A 14565-nucleotide genomic window follows, 5' to 3' on the forward strand; every position below is an offset into this window, starting at 1 on the left:
CGAGACATGGTCCCAGGCTTCTCTGTTTTTGATTAGAAGGTACTTTAATCTACTTTCTCATCCACGTCCCGCACCATCAGGGTCATAAACCCGGCCAGGATCATTGAGCAGCCGCCTAGCACCAAGGTGTAGATGGACTGACCATCAAAGATGTTCTTGTTGATGAAATCCAGCAGCGAGCCGGCCACAATCTGCGGAATCACGATGAAGAAGTTGAACACGCCCATATAGTAGCCCATGCGCTTGGCTGGCAAAGAACCCGCCAAGATAGCGTATGGCATAGACAAAATACTGGCCCACGCAATGCCCACGCCCACCATAGACACCAGCAGCAGTTTAGGATCTGAGATGAAATACATGGAGATTAAGCCCAAGCCCCCGATCACCAAGCAGATCAGGTGCGTCATGCGGCGGCTGGTCTTTTTAGCCAGAGTTGGCAAAAGTAGGGCAAAAACAGCCGAGATTCCGTTGTACACGGCAAAGCAAACGCCTACCCAGTCAGCTCCTTCGTTGTAAAGTTTGGAGGTGGTGTCTGTAGCGCCGTACACGTGGCTGGTTATGGCCGGCGTGGTGAAAATCCACATCGCGAAGAGGGCAAACCAGGTAAAGAACTGCACAAAGGCAAGTTGCAGCATGGTTTTCGGCATCTTAAAAATCCCGAAGAATGTCTCTGAAACGCCTTGCCAGAACGTGGTCTGCTTGTTTTCCCGTTCAAATTCTTCCAGGTCTTCGGGTGGGTATTCTTTGGTTTTTACCACCGTCCAGAGCACCGACAAAAAGAACGCCACACCTCCGCAATAGAATGACCATTTCACCGAAGGCGGAATCTCACCGGCCGGGGCGGTATTAGGAATACCAACCCAGTTGTTGAAGATCCAGGGCAGGAGAGAAGCCACCACCGCACCCACGCCAATGAAGAACGTCTGGGCCGCAAACCCGCTGGTACGCTGGTCAGAAGGCAGTAAATCGCCCACCAGGGCGCGGAACGGCTCCATGGATACGTTGATGGACGTATCCAGAATCCAGAGCATGCCCACCGCCATCCAAAGCACCGAAGAGTTGGGCATAATGAACAACGAAAGCGAAGCTAGCAAAGCCCCGATCATGAAGAATGGCTTCCTTCTTCCAAATACCGGGCTCCAGGTGCGGTCACTCAGGTAACCAATGATGGGTTGTACCAGTAAGCCGGTCACCGGGGCGGCCAGCCAGTAAAGAGCGATCTCGGTGCCGCCCAGTGTTTCAAAGATTCGGCTCACGTTGGCATTCTGTAACGCGAACCCAAATTGAATCCCCAGAAACCCGAAACTCATGTTCCAGATCTGCCAGAAACTCAGACGGGGTTTGGCTTGCGCCTGTATGGTTTGTGCCATGGGCAAAGATTAAAGGGTGAAGATTTGTTTGTAGTTCAGTTGCGGCGTTTCAGAGATAATCTCGGTAAATCAGGCCCGAAACACAAGTCTAAAAAGTAAATACCTGTAAGGTTTTCAAAGCCCCACAGGTTTGGAGATCTATTTATTCTGCAGCAAAAACATGTGGGCACTCAGCGGCGCCAGGGTGATGCTGGTTTTCACCGAAGGCTGTAAAAACAGGGGAGGCGTATCTGTAAGCAGGTCTTGCAAGATGAAAGAGCTTTTGGCCTCTACACCAATGTTTGCCAACGCTTCCTGAGGTAAGGTTAAGGAATAATTGGAAGCTTCGCGGTTGAAGTTCACCAATACCAATACCCGTTCCTGGGCGGTGTGGCGCAGGTACGCATACACGCCTTTAGGGGCAGAGTTTTCCTCAGCGGTGAGCGCATAGAATTTACCTTTGCGGATGGCTTCGCGGCTGGTGCTCAGGTTCAGCAATTTGGTGTAGAATTCGCGGAGGCGTTTCTGGTCCTCGGTGAGCTTGCCGCCGTCAAATTTGCCGCCGTTCATCCAGGCCTGATGCGTTGGAACGCCCCAGTAGTCAAAGATGGTCGTGCGGCCGTCTTCGCCCTGAAAGCCTTCGTGGCCCTTGCCCGGTTCGCCTACTTCCTGCCCAAAATACACCATCACCGGACCACTGCCTAAAGTAGCGCTGACTGTCATGGCTGGTACTGCCGCCCACGGAGTTCCCGCGAACTCAGAAGAGGCCAGGCGCTGTTCGTCGTGGTTTTCCAGGAAGCGCAGCATGTGGTTGGAAATACCGCGGCTCTCTTCGCGCCAAACTTTGGTGATCTCGGCGGTGTTGCCTTGGCCGCGGTTTTCCATCAGGCGGCGCACGCCATCGTACAAACCTACCTTGTCATAGAGGTAGTCAAAGCCGCCGGTCCTAATGTAGTTGTGGTACTCTTTGGGGTTGTAGATCTCGGCAATGAACTTGATGTTTGGGTGCTTGGCTTTCACCTGCGGAATAACCCAGGCCCAGAACTCCACGGGTACCATCTCGGCCATATCGCAGCGGAAACCGTCGGCGCCTTTGCCGGCCCAGTACAGTAAAACGTCCCGCATCTTGCCCCAGGTGTCTGGGGTAGGCGAGAAGTGTTTGGTGCGGTTGTTCTGGATGTCTATTCCGTAGTTCAACTTCACGGTCTCAAACCAGTCGTTCTCGCTGGGCGAGGCACTGAACACATCGTTCCCGGTCACCTTGGCCGGATTCTCTGCGAACTTGCTGTCTTCCTGTGGTCCGCGGTAGGTGCCGCTCAAAGGATTGTAGGTGTTGGGCACTTTCAACGCCTCGCCAGGAATGTAGTAGAAGTTGTTGCTGGGCTTGAAGGAAGCGGTTTTATCATCCTGATTCCCAAAATCTTCTACTCCGTTGGGCTTGGCGTCTGAGCCGTAATAGCGGGCCACGTGGTTGGGCACAAAATCAATAATCATCTTGAGCCCATTGTTGTGCGTGCGCTGCACCAAGGCCTCAAACTCCTTCATCCGGTTCTTCACGTCCACCGCCAGATCGGGGTTTACGTCATAGTAATCCTTGATGGCGTACGGCGACCCGGACCGACCTTTCACCACATCGGCATCGTCCAGGTGCACGCCAAACTTAGAGTAGTCAGTCATGAGCGCGTGCTCAATCACCCCGGTGTACCATACGTGCGTGGCCCCCAACTTCTTGATCTCCTGTAAGGCTTTGTCGGTGATGTCGTTGAACTTGCCCACGCCGTTTTCCTGCAGGGTGCCGTAGGTTTTGTTCAGCGCTTTCTTGTTCCCAAACAGGCGCGTCATCATCTGGTAGATCACCATTTTGTGGTCCTGGATCTCTTCCTCGGTGGTGTTGGGATCAGTGGCGGGTGTAGGCGTTGTCATCACAGGGGCCGATGCTTTGGTTTCTGTCGTGCTGGTGGTGGTAGGCGCCGTTGAAGTACAGGCTCCCGCCAAGGCGGCCAGCAGCACAAAGGAAAGGAACGGTTGTTTGGTGGATTTAGGTGTCATGTAGCTTGAATCGGGTGCCAAAAGTTACATTTAAACTGGCGCTGTCCTGGAGTCTCACGCCAGTGAATTTTCTGTTTTGGGCCTGATTAGATAAAAACAGGCCCAAAACAGAAGTAAAGATTTACACCAGTTGGTGCGCAAATTCCCCTTTGGCGTTTGCCTCAATGGTCTGCGGTTGGTCAAACACGTTCAGGGTGATTGCCTTCTCCGCCTGGTTCTCAATGGTCACGCTGTCTTTGGTCACCTTGATGTTGAGAAGATGCCCGCGGAAGCGTATTTTAAAGGAATAAGAAGTCCAGCCGGATGGGATGAATGGATTGAAAAACAGTTGGTTATCCCGCACGCGCATACCCCCGAAGCCTTGCACCACCGACATCCAGGTACCAGCCATACTTGTGATGTGGCAACCGTCCTCTGTGTCGTTGTTGTAGTCGTCCAGGTCCAGGCGGGCGGTGCGCAGATAGAACTCATAGGCGCGTTGCTCATCGCCTAATTTGGCTGCCAGAATGGAGTGCACGCAAGGCGATAACGAAGACTCATGCACCGTACGGGGCTCGTAGAAATCGAAGTTTCTCCGGATGGTATCCAGGTCATAACGGTCTTCGAAGAGGTAAATGCCTTGCAACACATCTGCCTGTTTGATGAACACCGAACGCAGGATTCTGTCCCAGGACCATTTCTGGTTTAACGGACGATCCTTCGGATCAAGGTCGCGTACCAGCGTCTGCTCTTTGTCCAGGAAGCCGTCCTGCTGCAAGAAAATGCCTTGTTTCTCGTCCACTGGGTAGTACATATTGTCAATCACGTGCTGCCACTTGGCCGCTTCCTGCTCCACGTTCAGGTTCATTTTCTCCACCAGTTCTGCGTAACGGGTTGCGTCGGCATTCTGCACATGTTGCAGCGCTTTTAGTGTGTATTCAAGGGTCCAGGTGGCGATGGTGCTGGTGTACCAGTTGTTGTTGACGTTGTTCTCGTACTCGTTCGGGCCGGTCACGCCCAGCATTACGTACTGATTTTTGGCCGCCGACCAGTTCACGCGCTGCGCCCAGAAACGGGAGATGCCCACCAGTACTTCCAGGCCGTACTCGGCCAGGTAGCTGTCATCGCCAGTGTAGCGGATATAGTCATGGATAGCGTGCGCAATGGCCCCGTTGCGGTGGATTTCCTCAAAGGTGATTTCCCACTCGTTGTGGCACTCCTCGCCGTTGATGGTCACCATTGGGTACAAGGCCGCACCGCCGGTAAAGCCCAACTTCTCCGCGTTTTCAATGGCTTTCTGCAGGTGCTTGTAACGGTACACCAACAGGTTGCGGGCTACCTGCGGATCGGCGGTGGCCAGGTAGAACGGCAGGCAGTACGCCTCGGTGTCCCAATAGGTGGTTCCGCCGTATTTCTCGCCAGTAAAACCTTTCGGCCCGATGTTCAGGCGTTCGTCTTCGCCGGTGTAAGTCTGGTTCAGTTGGAAAATGTTGAAGCGGATGCCTTGCTGGGCCGTGGCATCGCCCTCAATCATGATGTCGCTTTCTTCCCACTTAGCAGCCCACGCATCAGCTTGTTCCTGCAGCATCTGCTCAAAGCCTTTCTCTGCGGCGGCGGCAAGCACCTTTTTGGTGTTGGTCAGCAACTCTTCCTTAGGGTGGTTCTCAGAGGAAAGGTTTGCGGCATATTTATACAACACTGTTTCCTGACCTTCCTGCACCGGAAGCTCAAAGGTGGAGGCGATGTATTTGGTGCGCTCTTCTGGGCTGGCGCTTACTTCCACCGCCTGACCGTTCTGCGTTACCACAAACCTCTGGCCGGTGCACACGTGGAAGAACGTTTTCTTGGTTTCGGCAATTACGTAGCCTTCGGTAGGCTGTGCTTCCTGCAGGATTTCGTTCCAGAACTTCTCGTCGTAGTTGGAATCGGCGTTCATGATGTCGGCGTCCACGTACGGAGTGAGGGTAAGCGTAACGCTGAAGTTCACCGGCGTGATACTGTAGCGGATGGCGCCCACCTCATCGTCCACGATGCTGGTGAACCGCTTGGCGTTTACGCGTACTTGTTTGCCGCTGGGCAGTTGGGCCGTGAACGTACGCTCCAGCCAGCCTTCGCGCATGTTCAACTCGCGGCGGAACTCCAACACCTGGCAGTGGTGCAGGTCTAGGGTTTCACCATCTACCTTCACGGCAATGCCTATCCAGTTGGCGGCGTTCAGCACCTTGGCGAAGTACTCTGGATAGCCGTTCTTCCACCAGCCCACGCGGGTTTTGTCTGGGTAGTACACGCCAGCCACGTAATTGCCTTGCAGCGTCTCGCCGGAGAACGCCTCCTCAAAGTTGGCGCGCTGGCCCATGCGGCCGTTGCCCAAACTGAAAACACTCTCGGTAATTTGGTTATAATGCGGGTGGAATCCTTCTTCAATGATAGACCACTCATCTACGGTAAGGTATTGTTTCATAATCGTTCGTATCAAGTATCAAGACACACGTATCAGGATTTATTTTCTATTTTCTGGTTTTCTGTTTCAGAGCCATTTCTGGAAATTAGGCTCAAAATACATTCACTTGTTAGGTACTTCTTCGTCCCCCTTTGAAGGGGGTAGGGGGATGATTTCTTTAGCAGAATCTTCACTACTAAGAACCGATTTTCTATTCTATGGCGCGGATTTACTTCCGTGCCCTGCGGAGGAAGCTCTTTCGGAAGTCACGGAAGTAAATCTGCGCCATAGTTAGCAGCTATGGAATTCCCGAGATTCATTCTTTCTTCTGCTTACCTCTGGTTTAGGTTCTTCCGAAGGCTTTGTCATCCCCCAACCCCCTTCGAAGGGGGACAAATCTGCTTGCCCATTCTTTTTTGTTTTGAAGCTGAATATTAAAAAACAGTCCTAAAACTGGTTAGGCTTTCTGCTCTAATGCATGCAGGCGCTCTACCGTCATTTCGGTCAGGTCTTTTACCACGATGTCGGCTTGCGTTAACACGTCTGGCTGACCAACGCCTACGCACAGCATGCCCCCGTTTTTAGCGGCTTCCACACCAGCTACGGCGTCTTCAAACACCACGCATTCTTCTGGCTGCACGCCCAAAGCCCCGGCGCCTTTCAGGAATACCTCTGGGTGGGGCTTGCCGTTCACCACATGGCGGCCGTCAATGATGGCGTCAAAGTAGGGGAGCAGTTCGGTGCGTTCCAGGATGAGTTGCGCGTTTTTGCTGGCTGATCCCAGGGCGATTTTGATGCCTTCGGCTTTTAGGGCTTTGAGAAAATCCACCACACCGGGCAGGATCTCGTCTGGGGTCATTTTGGCTACATCCAGCAGGTACTCGGTGTTTTTCTGCTCGCAGAGGGCCAGCATTTTCTCCTGCTCCATGGTCTGGTTGCCGATCTCCAGGATGATCTCCAGGGAACGGACGCGGCTCACGCCTTTGAGACGCTCGTTGTCGTGCTCGGTGAAATCAATGCCGAGGGTTTGGGCCAGTTGGCGCCACGCTTTGAAATGGTACACGGCGGTGTCAACCAGTACGCCGTCAAGGTCAAAAAGGCAAGCTTTGATGGTACTCATATTTTCTTTCTGTTTTTCCGGTGTTTTCAGGTAATGGGGTATAAAACGGGTTATTTCTGTAGTTCCAGCACCAAAGCGGTTTTAGCCGGAATCTTGATGCTGACCAGGTTGCCCAGGTTCTGATCTGAAAGTACGTTGCGGGCTTTGGTGAAGCCGTTCATTCGCTCGGCATACCGCTCGGTTTTTAGGTCTACTTCTTTGTCGGTGGAATTGGTGGCCACCATAACGGTTTTGGAGTCATCGTAGCGGAAGTACACGTAGGTGCCTTCCTGCGGCACAAACTGCATGAGTTTGCCCGAGTGCAGGGCTCGGGTGCCCTTGCGGTAATTAGCCAGTTTCTTCACAAAGTTGAAGGCCTCGTTCTCACGGTCGTTCCGGCCAGCGGCGGTGAACTTGTTTTCCTTGTCACCGGCAAAGCCGCCGGGGAAATCTTTCCGTACCTCCGCGTCTGACGGATCTTTGAAGTTCTTCATCAGAATCTCGGTGCCGTAGTAGAGCGAAGGAATGCCGCGGGTGGTGAGCATCCAGGTGAGGCCCATTTTGTACTTATTTAAATCCTCGCCAATCACGGAGAAGTAGCGGTTCATATCGTGGTTGTCCAGGAAGGTGACCAGTTTCATGGGGTTCTGGTACACGGCGTCTTGGGCCAAAACCTGGTGCACTTTGCTCACGCCTTCGTCCCACCCGAAGTTCTGGTTCAGGGCATCGTTCATGGCGGTCCAGAGCACAAAATCCAGAGTACCTGGCTGGTTGCTTTTAAACGGGAAGTTGATGTTGTTGCGTGTAAAACGCGACTGCGCAATGACGTTGTTCACCCAGGACTCCCCGAAGATGTGGATATTAGGATATTCATCTATCAACGCCTGGTTGCAGCGGTTCATGAACTCGTCATCGTTATACATATAGGTGTCAATGCGCCAGGCATCCACGCCAAAGTTCTCTACCGTCCAGAGGGCATGCTGAATGAGGTAATTGGCCACGAAGGGGTTGTTCTGATTCAGGTCGGGCATGTGGGGCACAAACCAGCCGTTCATCATCACGCTCCAATCCGCCTTAGAGGCGTGCGGGTCAATGATAGCTTGGAACTTGTGCGAGGTGTTGGTGTAGGTAGGGAACTGGTGCACCCAATCTTTGGACGGCATGTCTTTGATAAACCAATGATTGATGCCCACGTGGTTGTACACGGCGTCCTGCACTACTTTCATCCCTCGGGCGTGCGCGGCCTGTACCAATTTCTTGTAAGCTTCATTCCCCCCGAAGCGCTTGTCTACGGCATAATGATCGGTAAACGCGTAGCCGTGGTAGGCGCTGCGCATGGCGCCGCCTTCATCAGTCAAGGGCTGGTTGTTTTCAATCACCGGGTTCAGCCACAGAGCCGTGGCGCCCAATTCTTCAATGTAGTTCAGGTGGTTCAGGATGCCCTGGATGTCGCCTCCGTGCCGCAGGAAAGGATTGTTCCGGTCGGCTTGGGTGTCGGCCATGTCCTTGAATTTGTCATTCTTGGGATCGCCGTTGGAGAAACGGTCGGGTAGCACTAAATAGATGAAATCAGCGGAAGTGACGCCTTGGCCTTTTGGCTGCTGATCGCGGGTTTTCAGTTCGTATTTGCGGGTGAGTTTCTGGTTTCCGTTGCGGCCACTAATGGTGAAAGTACCAGGTTTGGTGTTGGATGCGATCGTTAAATCTAGGAAAGCGTAGTTGGGGTTCTCCACTTTGTGAGATTCCACCAGGTTAACGCCTGGGTAATCGATTGAGTAGGCCAGAGAACCCGCATTAGGGCCATACACCAACAACTGAAGATTCTGGTTTTTCATGCCCACCCACCAGTTGGTTGGGTCCACGCGGGTAATGGACGCTTTCTGCGCCTGGGCAGTAATGGAGCAAATTAAAATGCTTAGTAAAGCAAGTCCTTTCGCAAAGAAAGGGGAAATAGCTGGGTGCTTCATCTTCTTTGTTTTCAGGTTTAGTAGGGGAGGTCTGTTCCCGCTTTTTAATCTCAGAAATCCTCCAGAGGAAGTCACCTTTGGGGGTAGCCTCCTTTTGTGATTATCGGGCCCATTTCAAAAACTAGCCCGAAAACGATTTCCTTGCTTCTTCATGCTTTGCAATACAGCCATTATCCTTCAATCTACCTTGGTGCAATGCGGTAGCAGCCTTGTCTAAAAACAGAAGCAGCATCGTTTTTGGCTGACATTCAGGAGCCAAAGCAGCTACTTTTTACTTTTCTTGGCTTACTACCAATAGGTAATTCTGGGACTATTGTTAATATTGCAAAATCATGGGAGTAAATCTACACTTTTTTAATTAAGAAATCGATTTCCTGGATTTATAAATGCCAAATTATGAAAATGTCTAAAGGGACAAAGATGCTTCTGGGGTTCAGCTTAGGTTTTATGCTACAAGCTGAGGCTCAGGTAACTTTCGAAATCAGGAAAGTGCCGGAAAAAACGCCTGCCGGAGATACCCTCTACCTGACTGGTAACCTGAACGGTTGGAATCCAAAGACATCCCAACATGCCTTTAAGAAAGCACCTAATAAGCGGTTCTACCTGACCCTACCAGCCGGGGAGGGGGAACTAGAATACAAGATCACCCGGGGTAGTTGGGAAACCGGGGAGACGCGGGCAAATGGGGCCAGTAGAGCTAACCGGGCGTATAAAGCCAAACCGGGTATAGACACCGTCCGTCTGGAAGTAGAAAATTGGCAGGATAATTTCGCGTCAGTAGCCAAGGCGCATACGGCGGCCTCCAATGTGCAGGTAGTGAGCAACGAGTTCTGGATGCCGCAACTGAAAAAGTCCCGCCGAGTGTGGCTTTACCTTCCGCCTAACTATGCCACTTCCGGTAAAAAGTACCCTGTGTTGTACATGCATGACGGTCAAAACCTGTTTGATGCGTTCTACAGCTACAGCGGAGAGTGGGGCGTAGACGAGTCGTTGAACCAACTGTTCAAATCAGAAGGGCGGGAGGTCATTGTAGTAGGCGTGGATAATGGGAGCGAAGAGCGGATGAATGAGTACACGCCTTGGGTTAACGCTAAATACGGGGGCGGAAAAGGAGACGCCTACGTTGACTTCCTGGCCCAGACGCTTAAACCGTATATTGATGCTCATTACCGTACTCTTCCTGGTCCAGAGCACACCGGGGTTGCCGGCAGTTCCATGGGTGGGTTGATTTCTTTGTATGCGGCTTTGAAATACCCACAGGTTTACGGCAGTGCCGGGGTATTTTCGCCAGCATTTTGGGTTTCACCTGAGTTTTATGAATATGCCGCTAAAACCAAGCCCTCTAAGAATCTGAAGGTGTTTCTGGTGGCAGGCGCTAAGGAAGGGGAACAAATGGTACCAGACATGGCTCGCATGCGCGACATTTTGGCAAAACAAGGCATGAAGTCCTCTGCGTTAAAGTACCAGGTCCATGAAGACGGGGAGCACAAAGAGTCTTATTGGCAACGGGAGTTCCCGGCGGTTTTCAGGTGGATGTTCTCTAAGTAAATAGAGGCAAGCACTTGCTGAAAGAGCTGCTTTGAGGCTGTTATTGTAAATACAGCCCCAAAGCAGCTCTTCTCATTTGATCAAACAGAACCAGGGTCGTAGACAAATCACTGGTTGTTTTCTCCGGTAGTGGTGTTGGTTTGGGTAGTGTCTTCCAGGTTCAGGGAATCCAGGCCACCGTCGGCGCCTTCCACCATGTCCTCCGTGTTAGTGTTACCAGTTTTCTCAGTTGCGCCCGGTTTATCTTCTCCACCGCAAGAGGCAACCCCGGCTAACAAAGCCAAGGCAATCAGGTTAGTCTTTATGATTTTTTTCATAGTTTAAGAATAGTATGGGTTAAGGTTCTCTAATTCAGTTCAGAACTGTTTAGTCTTTGTACGGAAATTATGCAATTGGGTAGGAGAGCAAACTTGGACCATTATTAGTACTTCTCGCAGGGGTGTACTTGCCTTATTAGACATGCTGTTTGCTGCATATTAACTTATATGAATAAAGGTTGCTTTGGTTCAGAAGCAACCTTTATTCATATAAGTTAAGCACAAGGGTTACCTAGCTACCACCATGTGTTTGGAAGCAGCTACTTTGCCGTTAACAACCAAAGTATAAATGTAATTACCGGAGTGTAAGTCATTGGTCCTCATCTGCACTTTGCCTTCTGAGGGAGCTGGAAGGGTTCTCACAAGTTTTCCTGAAACGGAATCATAAACCTGTATTTGAGCCTGGGCTCCCTTCGAAATTTTGTACCGGAATGTGGTGGCGTCGTTCACGGGATTGGGTTGATTTTGTTCCAGTAATATTCCGGAAAATCTAGAGCCATTTGCCCCCTCTCCATTTTTTTGCAAGGCAGCTTCTAGCTCAGCCACTTTCTCAGACAAAGTAGTAAGGGTTTCCTGCTGTTCCTGTACTGCTTTAATCAACAAGGGAACCAGTTCTACATAGTTAACTGCTTTCACATTGACGGATTCTCGTTTGTTCTCTTTATTATCTGGATCTAGTGTTTGTTCGCCAGCGTGTCTGGGCTTTTCCTTGGTTTCAAAATCTGGTGGTAAAGTCATTTCTGATTCCATAACCAAATCGGGCAAGACCATTTCTACATCCTGGGCTACCAGCCCGAAGTGGTTCCCCTTAGGTAGGGAAAGTTTGCTGTATTGCGCATCGGTGCGGTACTGGTATTTGATAGGCTTCAATTGATTTAAGATCCCCATTGCGTCGCCAAATTCCTGCACATTCTTTTTCATGTTTTTATCGCTACTCTGGAAGGAGCCATGATTGTAGATTAAGCCTTCAATTATTGCTGCAAAAGTTCCGTTTATGGTGGTGGCATATAGTCCTGGGCCATCTATGGATTGAAAAAAGCCGCCATAACCTTCAGAACCTCTTCCTCGCACTCCTGCTCCTTTGGCACTAGATCCAAAAACGCCTTCCCCGGTATTTGTAATCCCATACACCCCATAGATGTCACCAGAGCCGTAGACACCCGTATGTGCAGAAAGGCTATAAACGCCAAAAGCATTACCTTGGGAATTTACTCCGGTGTGGCCTGCATAGGTACTAATTCCAGTTCCATTTTTACCCGCCGAGCTAAATATTCCTGTTCCAAAGTCGCTGGTAGATTCTGCGTGTACAGCATAAGCTGAGCCCCTAGATAGAATTCCGTTGGTGTTGGATTGCCCAATGACCTGCAATTTGTAAAAAGGGGTAAGGGTTGTAGTCCCAATGCCTACATTACCGTTCACCAGTAAGCCATTAACTGGAGGGGCAGCGTTAAAACCTACACTAACTCCGCCTTCTTTGTGCACCAAGAATTTGGGTGTGTTATTCACCAGTACCCTGAAGGGATCAACCGTGGTGCCACTATTCACATACAGTTTTGCATCGGGAATGGTAGATCCTATCCCTATCAAACCGCTGGCGGTAATCCGCATTCTTTCTGAATTATTGGTAAGAAGGCGGAGGTGCACCCCGTTGGTGGTGCCTAGTTTAGCGGAGCCAACATTGCTGTTTCCAGCTAGGCTCCAGTAAGGTGAGCTGTTCTGGGCGTTCAAATGCCCGCCAATTGTTAAAAGAACCAAAATGGATAGTACAAGCTTCTTCATAGCTTTTTTTAAAAGGTACCTTTTAGGAAAGGGAGACGGCAGGAAAGCCTTGAGACATTTAGGGCTTTACAAGGAGAGCAGGAGAACCAGAAATGGAGTTGTTTTATTGTCTTGAGGAAAGCGCAAGAGTTTGTATAAAGCAGTTCTTCGTCGCGTGAAAAGGACTTTGGAGGAGGTCCTTGGAAGGGGGGGGGAGATTACAAAAGCCTTTGTTAAGGACGAAAATTGTGATTGTTTAAATTTATTTTACTTCAGTTTAAGTGTCAATACTTTTGTTTAAGTATTTAGAATGCCTGCAAAGGCAAGCTGGTTTGAATATAACAAATTTAGGTTCTACCTGCTCTGGAGAAAGTAAAAGGAAAGCTATTTTGCACTCATTTAAATCTATCCCTTAGAAAGCTTTTCTTGAAACTCAGTCAATAGAACTTCAATTCAGATTATAGTTTTGGAACAGACAAACAAATAAAAAAGCCCGAAGGGAACACCTTCGGGCTTCATCAAATATCTTGGGTGTAGAGTTAGGCCACAGGCATACGCTCTAATTCTTTCCAGGCAAGAGCGGCAGCTCCCATCACGGCGGTGTTGTTAAGACCTAAGCCAGACGGAAGGATTTTGACTTTGCCTTTGAAGATGCTAAGCAAGTTTTTCTCTAAGTGGTAGCGAACTGGGTCAAACAGGAACTCCTCGGCACGAACTAAGCCCCCAAACAGGAAGATGGCCTCAGGACTAAGGTGCGCTACCGTATCAGCTAGTTTCATGCCTAATACTTTACCAGTGTACTCAAAGCAATCAATCGCGATTTTATCACCGCGCTTGGCCGCCTGGGTAATCATCTCGGCAGTAAGGTCATTGAAGCTTACACCGCGCAGTTCGCTGTAGTCGGTGTAGTCGGCTAGGAACTTGTACACAGTGCGTTTGATACCAGTGGCAGAAACGTAAGTCTCCAAACAGCCACGGCGTCCGCATCCGCAAACACGGCCGCTTCCTTTCACATTTACCAGGGTGTGGCCCAGTTCGCCAGCGTTGCCATCATGGCCGTACACCAATTCACCGTTTACCACAATACCGCTACCCAGGCCAGTACCCAGGGTAACCACCACAAAGTTCTTCATGTCCTTCGCGCCGCCGTAGATCATCTCCCCAATAGCTGCTGCGTTAGCGTCATTGGTTAAGTAGATAGGAAGCTTAAAGTAGGAGTGAAGTAACTCTACCAACGGCACCGAACCGTGCCATTTTAGGTTTGGCGCATTTTCAATGGTACCGGTGTAAAAGTTACCGTTAGGGGCACCCACACCAACACCAATGACTTTGGCCTCGTCTTCAATTTTCTTGAATTTGGATTGCACCTCACTGTAGAGGATGCGCAGGAAATCATGTACGGTTTCCCCTTCAGTAGTAGGAAGCTCGCCTTTGGTTAAGATGATGCCATCGCGGTCAATGAATCCGAATTTGGTGTTCGTACCACCGATGTCAATGCCTAAAATTACGTCCTTCATGAGAGTTAGTAGAGATTGGTGCGGGTAAAGGCACGAATACCAAAAGGGTGTCGTGCGGTTAGTTATTTTAATAAGGTGGAAACTTAAGAATAAACCTGCATTTTGCCAAATATTCGCCAGGGCTACCCTTTTTTATCGCTTCCGCTGAAAGAGAAACCTTAAAATTTTTAGTATTTGCCGCATATTTCCTCAACTAAAGTTCTTACTTCTCATTTTGGGAAAAACCTTAAAAAACGGATACCCTTGTTTAGCGGCAAAGGGCCTTTTCTTAAATCTTTGTTTCAGCAGGTTTGGGAAAGAAGCTTTAAAAAAGAAAGTCGAAACACCCTCCTCTAATTTGATGCTCCGCTAGTTCTCTTGTTGGCTTCTGAAGCTCCTTTTAGTATTCTCCTCTAACATAATATAATTAGGTATTTTGCCTAGTTTCTGGCAAATCGGCATATACTAGTATAACAAGCCAATAAGGTACTAGCAAAGGCGTTTAGTAAATCGATTGCATATAAACTGCTTCAGCAGGGGCATGGTGCAGTTGAGGAGAGAAG

At 50.1% G+C, this 14565-nt stretch carries 9 protein-coding genes; 1 reads left to right on the plus strand and 8 read right to left on the minus strand.

Annotated elements, in window-relative coordinates:
- Positions 1 to 44: 44 nt before the first annotated feature.
- From ACW9SV_RS19390 to ACW9SV_RS19410, 5 genes are all read right to left on the minus strand, one after another.
- The gene (locus ACW9SV_RS19390) at positions 45 to 1370 is read right to left on the minus strand and encodes an MFS transporter (RefSeq protein WP_479558421.1); all 1326 of its coding nucleotides are present in this window, start codon (positions 1368 to 1370) and stop codon (positions 45 to 47) included.
- Between the two features lie 138 nt (positions 1371 to 1508).
- Entirely contained in the window at positions 1509 to 3272 is a 1764-nt protein-coding gene (locus ACW9SV_RS19395) for an alpha-amylase family glycosyl hydrolase (RefSeq protein ID WP_479558461.1), read from the minus strand.
- 247 nt (positions 3273 to 3519) lie between these two features.
- Positions 3520 to 5838: a glycoside hydrolase family 65 protein gene (locus tag ACW9SV_RS19400; RefSeq protein WP_479558422.1), complete on the minus strand. Its 2319-nt coding sequence runs from the start codon at positions 5836 to 5838 to the stop codon at positions 3520 to 3522.
- Positions 5839 to 6274: 436 nt separating this feature from the next.
- Entirely contained in the window at positions 6275 to 6937 is a 663-nt protein-coding gene (gene pgmB / locus ACW9SV_RS19405; RefSeq protein WP_479558423.1) for a beta-phosphoglucomutase, read from the minus strand.
- Positions 6938 to 6987: 50 nt separating this feature from the next.
- Entirely contained in the window at positions 6988 to 8883 is a 1896-nt protein-coding gene (locus tag ACW9SV_RS19410) for a glycoside hydrolase family 13 protein (protein WP_479558424.1), read from the minus strand.
- Positions 8884 to 9330: 447 nt separating this feature from the next.
- Between ACW9SV_RS19410 and ACW9SV_RS19415 the strand changes: the two genes are divergently transcribed.
- Positions 9331 to 10431, plus strand: a complete 1101-nt coding sequence (locus tag ACW9SV_RS19415; protein WP_479558425.1) for an alpha/beta hydrolase-fold protein — start codon at positions 9331 to 9333, stop codon at positions 10429 to 10431.
- A gap of 107 nt (positions 10432 to 10538) precedes the next feature.
- On the opposite strand, the gene ACW9SV_RS19420 is transcribed toward ACW9SV_RS19415, so the two are convergent.
- From ACW9SV_RS19420 to ACW9SV_RS19430, 3 genes are all read right to left on the minus strand, one after another.
- Entirely contained in the window at positions 10539 to 10748 is a 210-nt protein-coding gene (locus ACW9SV_RS19420; RefSeq protein WP_479558426.1) for a hypothetical protein, read from the minus strand.
- A 228-nt stretch (positions 10749 to 10976) separates the two neighbouring features.
- The gene (locus tag ACW9SV_RS19425; RefSeq protein WP_479558427.1) at positions 10977 to 12527 is read right to left on the minus strand and encodes a tail fiber domain-containing protein; all 1551 of its coding nucleotides are present in this window, start codon (positions 12525 to 12527) and stop codon (positions 10977 to 10979) included.
- Between the two features lie 518 nt (positions 12528 to 13045).
- Positions 13046 to 14023, minus strand: a complete 978-nt coding sequence (locus ACW9SV_RS19430; protein WP_479558428.1) for an ROK family protein — start codon at positions 14021 to 14023, stop codon at positions 13046 to 13048.
- Positions 14024 to 14565 lie beyond the last annotated feature (542 nt).

It is taken from the genome of Rufibacter sp. JT20002 (genome assembly GCF_056491185.1).

Bases quoted from the DNA above. Each gene is read 5' to 3' on its own strand.
- ACW9SV_RS19390 (WP_479558421.1), bottom strand. From the start codon at position 1,370: ATGGCACAAACCATACAGGCGCAAGCCAAACCCCGTCTGAGTTTCTGG.
- ACW9SV_RS19415 (WP_479558425.1), top strand. From the start codon at position 9,331: ATGCTACAAGCTGAGGCTCAGGTAACTTTCGAAATCAGGAAAGTGCCG.
- ACW9SV_RS19420 (WP_479558426.1), bottom strand. From the start codon at position 10,748: ATGAAAAAAATCATAAAGACTAACCTGATTGCCTTGGCTTTGTTAGCC.
- ACW9SV_RS19400 (WP_479558422.1), bottom strand. From the start codon at position 5,838: ATGAAACAATACCTTACCGTAGATGAGTGGTCTATCATTGAAGAAGGA.
- ACW9SV_RS19410 (WP_479558424.1), bottom strand. From the start codon at position 8,883: ATGAAGCACCCAGCTATTTCCCCTTTCTTTGCGAAAGGACTTGCTTTA.
- ACW9SV_RS19430 (WP_479558428.1), bottom strand. From the start codon at position 14,023: ATGAAGGACGTAATTTTAGGCATTGACATCGGTGGTACGAACACCAAA.
- pgmB (WP_479558423.1), bottom strand. From the start codon at position 6,937: ATGAGTACCATCAAAGCTTGCCTTTTTGACCTTGACGGCGTACTGGTT.
- ACW9SV_RS19395 (WP_479558461.1), bottom strand. From the start codon at position 3,272: ATGACAACGCCTACACCCGCCACTGATCCCAACACCACCGAGGAAGAG.
- ACW9SV_RS19425 (WP_479558427.1), bottom strand. From the start codon at position 12,527: ATGAAGAAGCTTGTACTATCCATTTTGGTTCTTTTAACAATTGGCGGG.